This is a genomic window from Lacisediminihabitans sp. H27-G8, assembly GCF_046156175.1.
GTDB lineage: Bacteria > Actinomycetota > Actinomycetes > Actinomycetales > Microbacteriaceae > Lacisediminihabitans.
Window position 1 is genome coordinate 165,541 of record NZ_JAYLVL010000004.1, and the last position, 15,144, is coordinate 180,684.

Sequence of the window (15,144 nt, forward strand, 5' to 3'; positions counted from 1 at the left end):
GATGACCGTGCGCCGCGATTGGCGCGACTGGAGCTGCGATGTCTCCGTCGTGGTGTCGGCATCCGTCGATGTCGAGCTCGCAGAAAGCATCGTCCGGCAGGTCATGGATGACGTCTCCCAGGCGTGCAGCCGGTTTCGTCCCGATTCCGAGCTGTCGATCGTCGCCTCGCAACTGCCCGGCGGAGCCGACGTGAGCGAGCTGCTTGCACGCCTCGTGCGGTCCGCCCTCGATGTTGCCGCGCTCACCGAGGGGGATGTCGACCCCACTCTCGGGAGCGCCCTTCGGGCCGTCGGCTACGACCGCGACCTGTCGGAGCTGCCGACCGCGGTGCCCGGCGAGCAGATCGATCCGCGAGTGACCGTGGTCACGCGGCGCACCCCGGGCTGGACGCGCGTGATGCTCGAACAGCGGCGTCTCAGAGTGCCCGCCGACCTGGCGCTCGACCTCGGGGCGACCGCAAAGGCGATCGCTGTCGACCTCGCCGCAGAGAGGGTGGCGACGCGACTCGGATGCTCCGTGCTGGTGAACATCGGCGGCGACCTCAAGACCTCTGGCGCTCCCCTTCCGGGCGGATGGCAGGTGCTCGTGCAGGACCTCGCCGCGGACCCCGCCCAGCAGGTGTCGGTCGGCGAGGGCGCGGCGATCGCGACCTCCAGCACCCAGAGGCGCACCTGGGCACAGGGCGGATACCTGCGTCACCACATCCTCGACCCTCGATCCGGACTCCCGGTGGAGCCGGTCTGGCGCAGTGTCTCCGTCGCTGCCGGCGACTGCCTCCTGGCAAATGCCTACAGCACCGCCTCGATAGTGCGCGGCCACGCCGCTGTCTCCTGGCTCGAGGGCTCGGGGGTGAGTGCGAGGCTGGTGGACCGCGCCGGGCGCGTCATCACCACCGGCTCGTGGCCGACGGAAGTGTCGCAGGCGCACCTGGTGGTAGTGGGGGATGTCTGAGCTGCTGTGGGCCTTCGGGCGGGTCAGCGGCGTCGTCTCGATCCTCCTGTTCACCGCCTCCGTCGTGCTCGGGATCATCACGCGGTCGGGTCGCCCGCTTCCCGGTCTGCCGCGATTCTCGATCTCTCTCGTCCATCGCAATGTCGCGCTGATCGCGAGCACCTTCCTCGTGCTCCACGTGGGCACGCTGCTGCTCGACACCTACGCGAAGCTGACGGTGGTCGACATCCTCGTTCCGTTCCGTGGGGTGTTCAAGCCGTTCTGGCAGGGTCTCGGCACCGTGGCCCTCGATCTGGTGATCGCCATCGTGGTCACGAGCCTGCTCCGTCGGAGGATCGGGGTGCGAGTCGCCACCTTCGTGCACTGGTTCACCTATGCGATGTGGCCGGTCGCGATGGCCCACGCCATCGGCAACGGCACCAATGGCACGAGCGGCTGGTTCCTGATCATCGCGGCCGCCTGCACCCTCGCCGTCATCGTCTCGGTGATGTGGCGCACCTCGGTGCGGTTCCTCGAAACGGCAACGGCCCGGGCGCGGTCACTCCGATGAGCGGCACGGCAGTGGCGGGGGCGGTCCGACCGCCCGGGGGGCTCAACCGGCTCTTCCTGGCCGGCCAGGATGCCGACTATCGCACGCACCTCGCAACATTCGGTGCGATGGCGCCCTCCAGCCTCGCACCGGGGCTGGTGGATGAGCTGGCGCGATCCGGGCTCTCGGGGCGGGGTGGGGCGGGATTCCCGGTCGCACGCAAGGTCGGCGCGGTGACCCGTCCGGGCGACCGACTCTGGGCTCGCAGCCCGGTCGTCATCGCGAACGGAGCGGAGGGGGAGCCGCGGAGTATCAAGGATTCGACTCTCCTGCGACACGCTCCACACCTGGTGATCGACGGGCTCCTCGCCGCCGGTGCCGCGGTGGGAGCGTCGAAGCTCTACCTCTACGCGCCGGCCGGTTCGATCGACTATGCGCGAGCCGCCGCGCGGGAACGCAAGGATGCCCGGTCGATCGCCTTCGTCGAAGCGAAAGACAGTTTCATCTCCGGTGAAGCGAGCGCGGTCGTCAATGCCATCGAGAACGGGATCGCTCTTCCGACCGATCGGATCGTTCGACTCACGACGACGGGGCTCCGGCGGCTTCCCACGCTCGTGCACAATGTGGAGACGCTCGCTCAGGTGGGGCTCATAGCCCGATTCGGGGCAGCGTGGTTCCGGTCGCTCGGATCCGAGCGAGACCCCGGGACCCGGTTGGTGACGGTGTCGGGGTTCGTGCCGCAGGAGCGGGTGATGGAGGTCGCGGGCCACACGTCAATCGCCGACATCCTCGAGTCCTGTGGTGTGTCCCTCGATAGCGTCGCGGCGGTGCTCGTCGGGGGATACCACGGGGCCTGGATCGCGCGAGCGAACCTCTCCGCGAACCTCTCGGCCGGCGGCCTTGCACCGCTCGGAGCCCGACCCGGCGCCGGCATCCTGTACGTGCTCGGACGGCACGAGTGCCCCCTTGTCGCTTCGGCATCGATCGTGCACTATCTCGCGGGCGAATCGGCGAAGCAGTGCGGCCCGTGCCTGTTCGGCCTGCCGGAGATGGCGAGCATTCTCGAACGCCTGGCTACGGGGGATCGCGAGCGCGGCCTTCGTCGCCAGCTCGAGGCCCTCACCGAATCGGTGATCGGGCGAGGCTCATGCCACCATCCCGATGGCACCGCCGGTCTCGTGCTGAGCACGCTGTCGGTGTTTGCGGCCGATGTGGATGCCCATCTCACCGGAAGGTGCCTGCGTGCCGCGCAGCCGTCGCGGAGAAGCGATGGCTGAGCCACCTCCCGGTCCCGCGCTCCACATCGATTGGACGCGGTGCGACGGCCGCGGTCTCTGCACCGAACTGCTGCCGGAGCTTCTCGCTCGTGACAAGTGGGGCTATCCGGTGGCGATCACCGGTGCGCCGGCAGCCCGGTCCGACGTCACGATCGGGCCCCGACACCTGGATGCGGCGACGGATGCCGTCGCGCTGTGCCCCCTGTTGGCCCTCACCATCGTTGGCTCCCACCGCTAGCGCGGGCGGCTCCGGTCAGCCGCTCCACTTAGGCTTAGCCCCATGACCGTGTGGGACGAATTGACCGGCCAGTCGGAGGCGATCGCGATCTTCCGCGCTGCCGCAGCCGACTCGACGCTGGGTGATTCGCCCATCGGCGACTCGGCGATGACCCACTCCTGGCTCATCTCGGGCCCACCCGGCTCCGGACGATCGAACCTGGCCTACGCCTTCGCGACCGCCCTGCTCAGTCCGCCCGCGAACGGCGGCGGCGTCGAGCCTGGCGACGGCGACGAGGCCACCCGCCGGCAGGTCGCCGCCCGCACTCACCCCGACCTCGCGGTGCTCAGCACCGAGGGCGTGATCATCAAGATGGACGATGTGCGCCGACTGGTCTCCAGCTCCAACTTCTCTCCCTCGGTGAGCCGCTATCGCGTGATCGTCATCGAGGACGCCGATCGCATGCAGGAGCGCACCTCCAACGTCTTGCTGAAGGCGCTCGAGGAGCCGCCGCCGAGAACCGTGTGGATCCTCTGCGCGCCGAGTGAAGCAGACCTGCTCCCGACCATCCGTTCCCGGGTGCGCACCGTTCGACTGCGGGTTCCGGATGTCGCCGAGGTCGCAGAACTCATCGCCCAGCGCGACGACGTTGACATCGCCACAGCCACCCGGGCTGCCCGCGAGTCGCAGAGTCACATCGGCATGGCCCACCGCCTCGCCACCAATGAGGATGCCCGCCGCCGTCGCGAGCAGACCCTCGATATCGCGCTCGGCATCCATACCGTCTCGGGGGCGGTGATCGCCGCGGCGAAGCTCCTCGAGCTCGCCGGGCAAGACGCCAAGGCCATCACAGAGGAGCGCGATGCCGAGGAGCGCGAAAGTGCGCTGCGATCCCTCGGGATCGAGCCGGGCGGCACGATCCCTCCGGCCCTCCGCGCCCAGTTGCGCACGCTCGAGGAGGACCAGAAGAGGCGCGCCACCCGCAGCCTTCGCGACGGCATCGACCGCATCATGGTCGATCTGCTCTCGCTGTACCGGGACATCCTGCTGCTGCAGCTGGGAGTCGATACCGAACCGATCAACCTGGCGATCCTCTCCCGGCTGACTACCGCGAGTGCCGCTTCGACGGCCGCCGAGACGCTCGCCACGATGGACGCCATCGCCACTGCTCGCAAGCGCATCGAGGGAAACGTGGCCCCGGCCCTCGCCCTCGAAGCCATGCTGATCTCCACCGCTCGCTGAGGGATTCCCGTGACCACCAGAACCACCCGCACGCTGTTCATTGCGGCTGCGCTCGCCGTCATCCTTCCGCTCAGTGGTTGTGTCGCGTCGTTCCTGCCGAAGACGCCCGCCACGAAGTCCACTCCCACCAGCGAGACCGTGGCCACGGATCTCGAACCCTTCTACAGCCAGGTGCTGACGTGGAAGTCCTGCGAGGGCGGCGACTTCCAGTGTGCGACCGCCAAGGCGCCGATGGACTGGAAGAATCCGGCGGCCAAGTCGATCGATCTCGCGCTCATCCGCAAGACCGCCACCGGCACGGCCATCGGTTCGCTCCTGGTCAACCCGGGGGGTCCGGGCGGCTCCGGCTACGACTTCATCCGCGACAGCCTCGACTACGCGGTCGACGCAAAGCTCCGGCAGAACTACGACATCGTGGGCTTCGACCCGCGCGGGGTCAACAAGTCCTCGGCGGTCAAGTGCTACCAGGACCCCGCAGAGATGGACAAGTTCCTCTTCGGTGTCTCGCCCAATCCCTTCGGCTCCGATGCCTGGATCGCCGACCAACGGGCCAGCAATACCGCGTTCGGTGCGGCCTGCCTCAAGTACACCGGTGACCTGCTCGGTTTCATCGACACCGACAGTGCCGCCCGCGATCTCGACCTGTTGCGCGCCACGCTCGGCGACAAGAAGCTCAACTATCTCGGCTACTCCTACGGCACCCTGCTCGGCGCCACCTATGCCGAGCTCTACCCGAAGAAGACCGGCCACCTGGTGCTCGACGGTGCCCTCGATCCGGCGACCACCAGTTTCGAGGTGGGGGCGACCCAGGCGCAGGGCTTCGAGAGCGCGCTGCGGGCCTACATCAAGGACTGCCTCACCGGCAAGGACTGCCCGTTCAGCGGGTCCGTCGGCAGCGCCATGACCGACATTCGCTCCCTGCTCGACAGCCTGAATGCCAGCCCACTGCGCGCGGACGACGGCCGCGAGCTCTCCAGCAGCGTGATGTTCAACGCGATCATCTTCCCGCTCTACAACAAGACGAACTGGCCGTACCTCTCGCAGTTGTTCAGCTCGGTGATGCAGGGCGATCCCACTGTGGCCTTCCAGCTGGCCGACAGCTATTACGGCCGCACGGCCAAGGGCACGTACAAAGACAACTCCACCGAGGCCTTCATCGGCATCAACTGCCTCGACTACGCAGCCGAGTCCACCACCGATGCGAGCCTGAGAGCGGATGCCGCACGGCTGGCCGCCCTCGCCCCCACCCTGGGGCCGCAGCTCTCGTATGACACCTCCTGTGCGTCCTGGCCGTTCCAGCCCACCCGCCAGCGCGGTCCGATCGCCGCGGATGGTTCGGCGCCCATCCTCGTCGTTGGCACCACGAACGACCCGGCGACCCCCTATGTCTGGGCGAAGGCACTCGCGAAAGAGCTGCAGAATGGCCATCTCGTCACCTACAAGGGCGAAGGCCACACGGCCTACAACAAGTCCAATTCCTGCGTGAACAACGCCGTCGACGAATTCTTCGTCCGGGGAACCGTGCCGAAGAAGGATCCGCAGTGTTGAGGAAGTCCGTGACCCTTGCCGTCATCGCGGTCGGGATGTTGTTTCTCGGGGGGTGCACGACCACACTCTTTCCGAGCGTCGAGCACCGCTCGATGCCCACCGGCGAGAAGGTGCCGGCGGCGGAAGCCCCCTACTATCACCAGGTTCTCGACTGGAAGAGCTGCGGCCAGAGTCAGCAGTGCGCCACTGCGACGGCACCGATGGACTGGGACCACCCCTCGAAGTCCACCGACATCTCGCTGGCTCTCACCCGGGCATCCGCCACCGGCACCCGCCTCGGTTCGCTCTTCGTGAATCCGGGTGGCCCCGGGGCCTCCGGCTACGACCTGGTGCACGACGACCTCGACTACGCGGTGTCGAAGACCCTGCAGAAGAGCTACGACGTGATCGGATGGGACCCGCGGGGAGTCGGCCGGTCTGCTCCCGTCACCTGCTACGATGACAAGAAGCTCGACCGGTTCATCTACGGGGTCGCCAAGAACCCGGTGAACAGCCCCGCCTGGGTCACGGAAGTGACCGACCAGTCGAAGGACTTCGCGGCATCCTGCCTCAAGAACACCGGCCCGGCCCTGCAGTTCGTCGACACCCAGAGCACCGTGCACGACCTCGACATGCTGCGTGCGGTGGTGGGGGATACGAAGCTCAACTACCTCGGCTACTCCTACGGCAGTGACATCGGCATGTATTACATCGACCGGTTCGCGAAGAAGGTGGGTCATGTCGTGCTCGACGGTTCCACCGACTCGACACTCTCGATCTTCGACATCAGCCTCACCCAGTCCACCGGATTCGAGAAGGCGCTCAAGGCCTACCTCGCCGACTGCCCATCGACGAAGAACTGTCCATTCCCGGGCTCGGTCGACGACAGCCTCGCGAAGATCTCGGCTCTCTACGACCGCCTCACCACCACGCCGATCGATGCCCCGGATGGGCGGGTTCTCGACCAGAACCTGCTCGACACGGCGATCAATTCGGCGCTGTACGACAAGTCGTCGTGGCCCTATCTGAGCGACATGTTCAGCGAGATCAGGAAGGGCACGACAGACACGGCTTTCCTCCTGGCCGACTCGTACAACGGCCGAAATACCGACGGCAGCTACAAGGACAACTCGCTCGAGGCCTTCATCGCGATCGGATGCCTCGACTATCCGACCGAGACGGATCCGGCTGTGCTCGCGAGCGAGAGCGCCCAGCTCGTGCAGGCGGCTCCGACCCTGACGCGCCCCTCTGTGATCGGCGATGTGACGTGCGAGAACTGGCCGTTCCACAACCGCGCGGCGCCGCCCGTGGTGACCGGCGCCGGCGCCGCGCCCGTACTCATCCTCTCCTCCACGGGGGATCCGGCGACACCGTACCAGTGGGGTGTCGCGCTCTCCAAGCAGCTGCAGAGCGCGCATCTCGTGACCCGAACGGGCGAGGGGCACACTGCCTACAACCGCGGGATCCCCTGCATCGACAACACCGTCGATCGGTACTTCCTGTCGGGAACAGTCCCCAAGAAAGACCCGCTGTGCACCGGATGAGCGGGCTGATCAGTTTGTGCATAATTGCAGAGAATGCAACAATGTGGGCATGACACTCGACCATGCCCATGCGGGACTGCGCGAGCGTAAGCGCCTCGCCACGGCGCGGGCGATCGAGATGGCGGCGCTCGACCTCGTCGACGAAAAGGGCATCGACAAGGTGACAGTCGACGAGATCAGTCGCATCGCCGACATCTCCCCGCGCACCTTCTTCAATTATTTCGCGTCCAAGGAGTCCGCGCTCGTCGGTGAGACGCCCGAGCTTCCCGCGGCCGATGCTGTGGCGGCCTACGTGAACTCCTCGAGCGGCACCGTATTCGACGGACTGGGGGCTCTTCTCTCCGCGGCCGTCGAGGGACGATCCACCGACTCGGAGCTGATGCTGAAGCGCCGGAGCCTGCTGAAGGACTATCCCCAGCTGTTCGCCATGCGCATGGCGGCGATGCGCGAATACGAGGACCGGCTGCGCGAGATCGTCGCCCTTCGCCTGGTGGCGGATGACCCGGCGCTCGCCGCGGATTCCGATCTGCTCCTCAGCAGATCCCGACTCATCACGAACGTGGCATTCGGAACTATGAAGCACGCCTGGGTGTGCTGGGCGGACAACGAACGCGGGAGCACACTCAGCGAGAGGCTCAAGGATTCGTTCGAGGAGCTGGGCCGTATCCTCGCGCCAGCACCCGCCGTCTGATCGGCTAAGCTTTCATGCGTTGCCCGCGAGAACTCGCGTGCACGCCGCCTTAGCTCAGTCGGTAGAGCATCTCACTCGTAATGAGAAGGTCGTCAGTTCGATTCTGACAGGCGGCTCCGGTAAACGTTGGGATCCAAGCCCCATCGCCTCGACTCTCTCGGATTGCATCCCCTCCGGAACCCCTCGCTGAGGGTCTGTCGGTTAGTGATCTTGTCGGCCACAATGGTCCCATGACTAAATTTGCTGAGGTCCGATTCCGCGACTGTGGATGGTGCGGCACGCGGGCCGTAGCGATGAACGTTCATTGGTCGGATTTCACAGTGGCGGACGCAAAGGGCTCACAACACTCATGGGCAGCCCTCTCGTGCCCCAAATGCGGCAACGTCACCATCGTTTCGATGGCCATGTATTTGCAAGTCAGCTCTGGGTCCTCTCAGATTCATGATCAGTCGGATATCGCTGTGCTGTCGGTACTGCCCGATGGGACAGACGTTGGCCTTACCGTCAAACACCTTCCTGATGACGTCAGATCGTTCTTTGAGGACGCGCAAAGAGTCCTCAACGCAGGCGTACCCGATGCCGCGGCAGTCCAGTTGCGTAAGACGCTAGAGGCAGCGGCGGCACATAAGGGGATCATCGAACGAAATCTTGCTAACGCCGTGAATAAACTTCTTACCGAAGGCTACATAACGCAGGACTTCAAAGGTCTGCTCAGCCATATCAGGAAGATCGGAAATACAGGAGCGCACTACACAGACATTAGGCTCACGTCGGCCGAGGTAGAGCGCTCCCTTCGATTCACCACTCAAGTTTTGCGAAACCTCTTCGAAGTACCTGGAGAGCTGGAAGAGCTGGCAGCTGAGGAGAGCATCGCCGAAGCGGTAATTGCCGCTACGGAAGCGGTGGACGCTGTTCCGGAGTGATTGCCTCTAAGCGCCTCCAGCTTGTCCATGTCCGTGGTGTTGTCGCCGTTGAACAGGTGCGTGTAGATCGAGTCTGTGGTGTTGATGTTGGCGTGCCCCATCCAGCGGCTCACCTTGCGAATCTCGATACCGGCTGCGGCACAGGCGCTCGCGTAGTAATGGCGGAGGTCGTGCCAGCGCACGGCAGGTAGCCCGAGCCTCACCAGCGCGGGCTTGAAGTAGTACCGATACACGCTCCCCACGTCGAACTGGAGCCCGTAGTCCAGTCGCCCGTGCCGAGGACCGTTCCCGGCGATGCGCCCCGGCCAGACCAGCGCATCCGGATTGGCCCGTTGCGGGTGTCCCTCCAGAAACCCGGCAAGGTCCATCAGTAGCCCACGGGGGAGCGGCACGTCCCGAGTCGACCGCACTGACTTAGGCGAGCCGTAGGCCCAGCCGCCCTTCACTCGCTGGAGCGTCCGCCGCACCTCCACATGCCCACGGAGAAAGTTGACGTCGCGGATGCGTAGCGCGGCCAACTCCCCAGCCCTCAGTCCGCTCTGCGCGGCGAACCGCACCACCAGACCGTACGGTGCGACCTTGTCGAGTTCAGTGGCGATGGCTTCGACCTGCTCGGGCTGGAGGAAGATCGGCTCGCTGTGCCGGAGGCGCGGCTTGTCGACTACAGCGCAGGGATTCGTTGCGATGAGTCGGTGCTTCAGGGCGTAGCCGAATGCCTTCGACAGCGCGACATACGCCCCCAGAACGGATGCCGGGGCGAGGGGTCTGCCGGTGTGCTCGGAGACCTTCGTCTCCATACCCCGTAGCCAGCGCTCAACCTCCATAGAGGTGATCGCGTTGATAGGGCGGTGCCCGAAGGTTGGGTTGATGTGCAGCCGGTAAGCCAATTCATACTGTCCCGCTGTCTTCGGCTTCAGCCGGGAGGACGAAACCTCCACAGACGCAGCCGCGACGTCAGCGAACTTCCGTCCAGTGCGGGCGAGGTGAGCTGTAGTGCCGCCGTCGCGCTTCTCCAAGCGGACCTCGTGCGAGAAGTCCACAGCGGCTTCTTCGGTCAGGAAGGTGCGCTGCTTGAAGACTGCACCTTCTTTCCAGCGAACCTCGTAGGCGAGGCCGCTGGCGCGGGTGACCGTGCGGATATGACTCATGCGTCCGCCACCAGCACTGTCGCGTCGGGGTAGAAGGTGCCGTAGAGCGCCGGGGAGACGCGGGAGATAGACGATCCGTATGGGTGTGCCCAGACCTGCAAGGTACCGAGAACGTCAATCCGGTCGATCCGCGCGACGGTCCAGGGGTACTCCTCGGCTCCCGGGAGCGATACGGAAGGTCCTACCGTCGCGAGGGCGCGGACCCTGTTGCCGGGGGCGAGGGCGGAGACGGGCGTTGCGGTGTAGGTGGTCATGATTTCTGCTTTCTGTTGTGCTTGGTGGTGGTCATTGGAGTCACGCGGGTGACTGGGTGGTCGTTCTTGAAGCTGATTCGCCACGCGTACTCGGTCACCGGAGTCCACACGTACCGAGCGCGAAGGTGCACACCGCGACCCGTGGCATTGCGTTCGAACACTCGGGCTGCGTTGCCGGGTGACTCAAAGAACACGTCTCCGATCTTCAACTCGACAGCGAGGATTCGCTCCGTTCTAGACCTCGGCAAGGTGCACCGCGTCTCTGCGGAGGAAAGCCGCGATTACCGAGTGGTGCCAGTGACCGCCGCGTGCAGTGGGGATGCCGTCTGCACTCAGCCGACGGGCGATAGCCGAAGCCGACAGCTTTTCCTGCGAGTGCAGAGTGCGGATCTGACTCTTCACGTCGTCGGACAGCGGGGAGGGCTTACCGAGTTGTGCACCGTTGGCCTTGGCGACGGCGAGGGCTGCGCGGGTGCGCTCGCCGATAACCTCTCGCTCGAACTGGGCAAACTGCACCACAATCCCGGCGATCATGCGGCCCGTCGCTGTGCTGGTATCGAGGTCGAAGTCGAGGACGGCCAAAGACCACTTCTGCTTTCGGGACAGGTCGAGCAGGGTGCCGAAGTCGATAACGGAACGGGAGAGCCGGTCCAGCTTGGCGGCGACGAGACCGTCCACGTTGCGGGTCCTGGGGCGCGCCAGCAGGCGCAGCGCCGCCTGCAAACCGGGTCGGTCTGTGGACTTACCGGAAACACCGTCGTCCTCGTACCAGTCGACAATCTCCCAGCCTTTGGCACTGGCAGCAGCGACTATCGCGGCGCGCTGAGCGTCGAGACCGAGCCGTTCACTTTTGGTACGGTCGGCCTTCGACACTCGGAGATACCCCAGCATGCGAGTACCGTGCAAGGTATGAACAGTCGCTCTGGACTTATCGTCTTTATCGCGATTAGCGCGGTTCTCTTTTTGGTGGGGCTGGTTCTCGTTTATCTCGTCCGTACCCCTTTCGGTTGGGCGTTCACAGGAGTGGGAGTGGTCATGCTCATGCGCGGAATCTTCCAATTGAGAACTCGGCGCGACCGGACCTGACGCGACTTTCATTTGGTCACCGGCTTAGCTGGCGCGGCCTTCTCGACCTGCGCGGCTGCGGCCTTCCGCTCGGCACGGGTCTTCTCGGCGGCTGCCTTGCGGGTGGCGATAGCGGCGATGCGCTTCTGGTTCCCGGCGCTCTTCTGGAACGTCCCGCGCAGCACGCCCGAAAGCTGCACCGACATGGGGTCCACGTCGTACCCGGTCTCAGCCTTCAGCCATGCGATGTACTCGGACATGAGAGGGCTGATCGGCTTGGCGGCGTGTGCTGCGCGAGGGGCAATCTTGTTGTTGGTCATGGCGTTCTCCTTCGGTGATTTACGCGGGGTGACGGTCGTCATCACGCGGAATGAATCGAACGCCAGGTCGGCTGGATTCACTACAAGGCCCAAAATCGTCCGTTTGCCGAGGTAGAAATCATCCGGTCAGACCGTTGCCTGAGATCCGAGGCAAACAGCCGCATTTGGGCCTCGCTGTGAGCGCCTGGGACTGAGGGAGCCTCAGCGTCCGTCGATGTCTGGTCCGGAGACGTCCCGCGTCTGCCGAGGAGGTCGGTTGCGCACGACGGCTCTGGCCTTCACCGTCGGCGGGGCGACCGGGGCACCGGAGTACCCCTGCTTCTTGCGCAAGGTCCGTTGCCGCTCCAGTTGCTCGCTGAGGGCGTCGTGCGCCGCCTCAATCGCCGCCTGCTCATCCGGCACGATCACCGCATCCTCGACAACCTCATTTTTCGTCGGCGTTGCGGGTCCGTCGGGGTAGACGACAAACAACTCCTGCAAGTCGGCTTCCCACTTCGGCATCATCCCGACCTGCACCTCAATCTCCTGCTTGCCGTTGACTCCGGCCCGAGTGAGAAGGTCCTGCGCGATCTGAGTTCGAGTCTTAAGGTCCACCTTCGGGTCGGCCATGAACTCAGCCAGCATGTCTGCTGCGTAACCGGAAGCCTCAGCGATGCGCTTGGCAGCGGCGGTCTTGGCACGGCGTGTTGCACCTCCATGGACGACACACACCGCCATACCGAGCGACGCCCATCTGCCGCATCGCTCGCCGGTGGCTTTGCTGGTTGCAGAACACTTCCGTCCCGGGGCCAGATACTTGCTCTGCAGGTCTACCTTCAGGTTTGCCCCACCTTCAGGTTGCTCCACTCTCCGTATGTACTTCTTCTTCTCCGTCATTTCTCCACATCTCCACTTTCTGTTTCTGTTGTTGGTGCCTCGGCTGAAGAAGTCGCGAAGAACTCTCCGTTCAAAATTCCGACTTCTTCTGGTATTTCGGGGATTTCTTCAGGACGGGCGATTTCTTCGTAGGACCACTCCCATCCCCCGTCCATACCGGTCTTGCGCGTGACGACCGTTGGATGAGCGCGCTTACGAGCGCGAGTGAGCTGTGTCTTGGTGAACCCCTCAGCCGCTCCGGTATCCAGCACGACTTGCGCGGCGACCGGCGCGCCCATCTCCGCCATGAATTCGTTTAGCCACTGCACTACGTCAGAGTCCTGCCCTTGTGGGCGGTTGATGATCTGGTTTACGGAGGTGCTGACGTTGCCGATAATCTCCACCCGCGCTACGCGACCGATGTTGCCGTCGTCCAGGTCCACTGCTGTGTCTACTAGCCGGTACGCGAGGGACTGGTCGTCGGCCTCGGCGTAGTTGGTCTTGTCCTGCGACATGACTATCTGGTCCGAGTCCTCATCCCGGGCGAACAGCAGAACCGATCGCGCCGTATCTCGGTACGCATGCGAACCGGAGAGCTTGTCGCTGGCGTTGCCGATGCCCTTGTTGAAGTGCATGATGCCGATGATTACCGAGTCGGTTTCGCCAGCTATCTGCGCCAACGGGTCCAGAACCGCTCTAACCACTTCGCGCTTGTGATCGTCGCCAGAGATTGTCGATGTAATCGGGTCGATGATCACGAGCCGTGCGCCGCTCTCGATGATCTTCTCTTTTATGAGTTGTGTGTCTTCGGGAAGGTTGGGGATGCGCTCGTGAGTGACGTTGTCCTCGGTGTACTCGATATCCAATTTGTAGAACCGGTCGAGGTCTGCCCCCGCAGCGACGAGCCTCGGCACCATCTGTGTCTCCCAGTGGTCCTCGACGCTGACATAGAGGACGGTCATCTTCTCGCCCAGAAGGTCACCCGGGAGTCGCCCGTGCTGCGCCTCCACCGCTACCCAGATCGCGAAGGTCGACTTACCCACGCCTCCGCGTCCCGCAAACAAGCTGAGAGTCCCGAGAGGCAAACGTGGCCTCCAGAGGAACTTTTGCAGCCGGGACTTGATCTCCGACGCCCTCCGCAACACCGCTCGGGTCACTCCTGAAGAAGTCCCCGAGTTTCCGGAAGAAGTCGCTTTCGCGAGCACGGAGTTCTTCGCGACTTCTTCGGGGACGGCCTCACGTAGCCGGACCATCTCGGTGTGGAGAATTTCGGCTGTGCCACCGAGCATGAAGAAGTCGGTAATGTCCGGAGCCGACTTGTCGCCGGGGTCTGCGGACAGCCCTAGCGACTCCAGATCGATGATGCGCGCTACCGCACCAGCCGCAATCAAGAGAGGCAGGATTTTGGCTGCGCCCTTCCTCCCGGGGTCGTCCAGGTCGTAGGCCACGAACACCTCTCGACCCGCCAGCGGAGAAAGGTCCTTAGGGGCGACCCCGGCACCTCCTGTCCCGGTCACTGCGACGAACAAGCCCTCGCTCTGCTGTTGCGCGAGAATGGCGTCGAGTTCGCCTTCGCAGAGCAGGACCGGGTCTGTGTTGCCGGCCAACACCTCTGTCGGATAGAGCAACGCAGCACCGTGACCGGGCAGCTGTAGCCACTTCGGATCACCACCGGGGAGATAGCGCCGCACGTTGCGCCACTTACCTCGGTAGCGGATCGGGAAGGTGTACCGCTGGCTGTCGTATCCGATCCGTCGCTGCTCGATGCTTCCCAAGGTCAGGCCGCGAGCGACCTGCAACCACTCCATCTGGTCGGGGTATCGCCCCTGCATAAAGGGGTCGTGCCACTCGAACGGCTTATTCTGATCTTCGAGGGGTTCGGGAAGCTCGAAGGCGGGTTCCGCCTTGCTCCGAGTCTTGATGACCTTCGTCCGGTCGATACCGATAACGGCGATAGCGTCGAGGACTTCCCGCATTTCTCCGTTGGCGGCGCAGTGGAAGCAGTTCGCAGCTATGGGTCGCTTGTCACCACGGCGGAAGCCGAACTTGCGACGACCACAGTTCGGGCAGAGTCCGTCCGACCACTGCAACGGTCCCGAGCGTGTGCACTCTGTTGCGGAAGCCAGCTTCGTCTCGTCTGCTGTGGCTGCTGGATATGTGTTGCTCACAGCCGACTACTTACTGGGGCTGACGGCGCAAGACTCGACAAAGTTGTCCAGCTGAGACTGGCTCCACAGTGTTTTGCGTCCAAGGCGCGTGTATTCGATGCGGTGCTGCTCCATGAGCCGCTTTAGGGCGCGCTGCGAGATGCCGAGATACTCGGGCGCGGTGTCGTAGTCGAACCAGATTTTGTTCGGCGGGAGAGTGGATGATTCGTTTGGCATGGCCTGTCCTAGAAAGGAGGCTCGTTAAACGCGAAAGAGCGCACGAGCAGGAAAGCTCCGTTAGCGAGTGCTAACTGAGGTTTCACTTCGTCTCGTACGCTCTGAAGTCCTGAGGACCGGGCGAATGCCGTTCTATCTGCTGGTGATGAGGGTTCGTTGTGCACCTTCAGTCCGGCTTGCTCATTGTCCGGAGGTTCACATCGCTTCGCACATCAC

Annotated in this window: 16 protein-coding genes and 1 tRNA gene; 10 read left to right on the top strand and 7 right to left on the bottom strand. The window is 64.3% G+C overall.

Annotated features, from left to right (window positions below; all coding sequences use genetic code 11):
• Window position 1 precedes the first annotated feature (1 nt).
• The 10 genes from VLI63_RS13720 (at window position 2) to VLI63_RS13765 (ending at window position 8,902) form a co-directional block, all read left to right on the top strand.
• The gene (locus VLI63_RS13720) at window positions 2-952 is read left to right on the top strand and encodes an FAD:protein FMN transferase (RefSeq protein WP_409157421.1); all 951 of its coding nucleotides are present in this window, start codon (window positions 2-4) and stop codon (window positions 950-952) included.
• The gene (locus VLI63_RS13725; protein WP_409157422.1) at window positions 945-1,502 is read left to right on the top strand and encodes a ferric reductase-like transmembrane domain-containing protein; all 558 of its coding nucleotides are present in this window, start codon (window positions 945-947) and stop codon (window positions 1,500-1,502) included. The genes VLI63_RS13720 and VLI63_RS13725 overlap by 8 nt, the downstream gene beginning before the upstream one ends.
• Window positions 1,499-2,758: an NADH-ubiquinone oxidoreductase-F iron-sulfur binding region domain-containing protein gene (locus VLI63_RS13730; RefSeq protein ID WP_409157423.1), complete on the top strand. Its 1,260-nt coding sequence runs from the start codon at window positions 1,499-1,501 to the stop codon at window positions 2,756-2,758. Before VLI63_RS13725 ends, VLI63_RS13730 begins: the two co-directional genes overlap by 4 nt.
• Window positions 2,751-2,996, top strand: coding sequence for a ferredoxin (locus VLI63_RS13735; protein ID WP_409157424.1), 246 nt, complete (start codon window positions 2,751-2,753; stop codon window positions 2,994-2,996). Before VLI63_RS13730 ends, VLI63_RS13735 begins: the two co-directional genes overlap by 8 nt.
• Window positions 2,997-3,038: 42 nt before the next feature.
• On the top strand, window positions 3,039-4,217 hold the full coding sequence (locus VLI63_RS13740) for a DNA polymerase III subunit delta' (RefSeq protein ID WP_409157425.1): 1,179 nt from the start codon (window positions 3,039-3,041) through the stop codon (window positions 4,215-4,217).
• Window positions 4,218-4,226: 9 nt separating this feature from the next.
• The gene (locus tag VLI63_RS13745; protein WP_409157427.1) at window positions 4,227-5,765 is read left to right on the top strand and encodes an alpha/beta hydrolase; all 1,539 of its coding nucleotides are present in this window, start codon (window positions 4,227-4,229) and stop codon (window positions 5,763-5,765) included.
• Window positions 5,759-7,288 (top strand): alpha/beta hydrolase, encoded by a 1,530-nt coding sequence (locus tag VLI63_RS13750; RefSeq protein ID WP_409157428.1) that lies wholly within the window; start codon window positions 5,759-5,761, stop codon window positions 7,286-7,288. Before VLI63_RS13745 ends, VLI63_RS13750 begins: the two co-directional genes overlap by 7 nt.
• 49 nt (window positions 7,289-7,337) lie before the next feature.
• Window positions 7,338-7,979, top strand: a complete 642-nt coding sequence (locus VLI63_RS13755; protein ID WP_409157429.1) for a TetR/AcrR family transcriptional regulator — start codon at window positions 7,338-7,340, stop codon at window positions 7,977-7,979.
• Between the two features lie 43 nt (window positions 7,980-8,022).
• A tRNA-Thr gene (locus VLI63_RS13760) sits at window positions 8,023-8,095 on the top strand.
• Window positions 8,096-8,209: 114 nt separating this feature from the next.
• Window positions 8,210-8,902 (top strand): DUF4145 domain-containing protein, encoded by a 693-nt coding sequence (locus tag VLI63_RS13765; protein WP_409157430.1) that lies wholly within the window; start codon window positions 8,210-8,212, stop codon window positions 8,900-8,902.
• Here the strand turns inward: VLI63_RS13765 and VLI63_RS13770 are convergent.
• The 7 genes from VLI63_RS13770 to VLI63_RS13800 form a co-directional block, all read right to left on the bottom strand.
• On the bottom strand, window positions 8,785-10,050 hold the full coding sequence (locus tag VLI63_RS13770) for a tyrosine-type recombinase/integrase (RefSeq protein ID WP_409157431.1): 1,266 nt from the start codon (window positions 10,048-10,050) through the stop codon (window positions 8,785-8,787). The genes VLI63_RS13765 and VLI63_RS13770 overlap by 118 nt on opposite strands.
• Complete coding sequence (locus VLI63_RS13775) at window positions 10,047-10,304, bottom strand: hypothetical protein (protein WP_409157432.1); 258 nt, start codon at window positions 10,302-10,304, stop codon at window positions 10,047-10,049. Before VLI63_RS13775 ends, VLI63_RS13770 begins: the two co-directional genes overlap by 4 nt.
• Window positions 10,305-10,538: 234 nt before the next feature.
• On the bottom strand, window positions 10,539-11,402 hold the full coding sequence (locus tag VLI63_RS13780) for a recombinase family protein (RefSeq protein WP_409157433.1): 864 nt from the start codon (window positions 11,400-11,402) through the stop codon (window positions 10,539-10,541).
• Window positions 11,399-11,689 (bottom strand): hypothetical protein, encoded by a 291-nt coding sequence (locus VLI63_RS13785; RefSeq protein ID WP_409157434.1) that lies wholly within the window; start codon window positions 11,687-11,689, stop codon window positions 11,399-11,401. The genes VLI63_RS13780 and VLI63_RS13785 overlap by 4 nt, the downstream gene beginning before the upstream one ends.
• A gap of 201 nt (window positions 11,690-11,890) precedes the next feature.
• Entirely contained in the window at window positions 11,891-12,565 is a 675-nt protein-coding gene (locus VLI63_RS13790) for a hypothetical protein (RefSeq protein ID WP_409157435.1), read from the bottom strand.
• On the bottom strand, window positions 12,562-14,520 hold the full coding sequence (locus VLI63_RS13795; RefSeq protein WP_409157436.1) for an AAA family ATPase: 1,959 nt from the start codon (window positions 14,518-14,520) through the stop codon (window positions 12,562-12,564). Before VLI63_RS13795 ends, VLI63_RS13790 begins: the two co-directional genes overlap by 4 nt.
• 198 nt (window positions 14,521-14,718) lie before the next feature.
• Window positions 14,719-14,928 (bottom strand): excisionase family DNA-binding protein, encoded by a 210-nt coding sequence (locus VLI63_RS13800; protein ID WP_409157437.1) that lies wholly within the window; start codon window positions 14,926-14,928, stop codon window positions 14,719-14,721.
• Window positions 14,929-15,144 lie beyond the last annotated feature (216 nt).

Bases quoted from the DNA above. Each gene is read 5' to 3' on its own strand.
- VLI63_RS13775 (WP_409157432.1), bottom strand. From the start codon at position 10,304: ATGACCACCTACACCGCAACGCCCGTCTCCGCCCTCGCCCCCGGCAAC.
- VLI63_RS13755 (WP_409157429.1), top strand. From the start codon at position 7,338: ATGACACTCGACCATGCCCATGCGGGACTGCGCGAGCGTAAGCGCCTC.
- VLI63_RS13740 (WP_409157425.1), top strand. From the start codon at position 3,039: ATGACCGTGTGGGACGAATTGACCGGCCAGTCGGAGGCGATCGCGATC.
- VLI63_RS13765 (WP_409157430.1), top strand. From the start codon at position 8,210: ATGACTAAATTTGCTGAGGTCCGATTCCGCGACTGTGGATGGTGCGGC.
- VLI63_RS13780 (WP_409157433.1), bottom strand. From the start codon at position 11,402: ATGAAAGTCGCGTCAGGTCCGGTCGCGCCGAGTTCTCAATTGGAAGAT.
- VLI63_RS13730 (WP_409157423.1), top strand. From the start codon at position 1,499: ATGAGCGGCACGGCAGTGGCGGGGGCGGTCCGACCGCCCGGGGGGCTC.
- VLI63_RS13725 (WP_409157422.1), top strand. From the start codon at position 945: ATGTCTGAGCTGCTGTGGGCCTTCGGGCGGGTCAGCGGCGTCGTCTCG.
- VLI63_RS13785 (WP_409157434.1), bottom strand. From the start codon at position 11,689: ATGACCAACAACAAGATTGCCCCTCGCGCAGCACACGCCGCCAAGCCG.
- VLI63_RS13770 (WP_409157431.1), bottom strand. From the start codon at position 10,050: ATGAGTCATATCCGCACGGTCACCCGCGCCAGCGGCCTCGCCTACGAG.
- VLI63_RS13800 (WP_409157437.1), bottom strand. From the start codon at position 14,928: ATGCCAAACGAATCATCCACTCTCCCGCCGAACAAAATCTGGTTCGAC.
- VLI63_RS13795 (WP_409157436.1), bottom strand. From the start codon at position 14,520: ATGCGGGAAGTCCTCGACGCTATCGCCGTTATCGGTATCGACCGGACG.
- VLI63_RS13735 (WP_409157424.1), top strand. From the start codon at position 2,751: ATGGCTGAGCCACCTCCCGGTCCCGCGCTCCACATCGATTGGACGCGG.
- VLI63_RS13720 (WP_409157421.1), top strand. From the start codon at position 2: ATGACCGTGCGCCGCGATTGGCGCGACTGGAGCTGCGATGTCTCCGTC.
- VLI63_RS13790 (WP_409157435.1), bottom strand. From the start codon at position 12,565: ATGACGGAGAAGAAGAAGTACATACGGAGAGTGGAGCAACCTGAAGGT.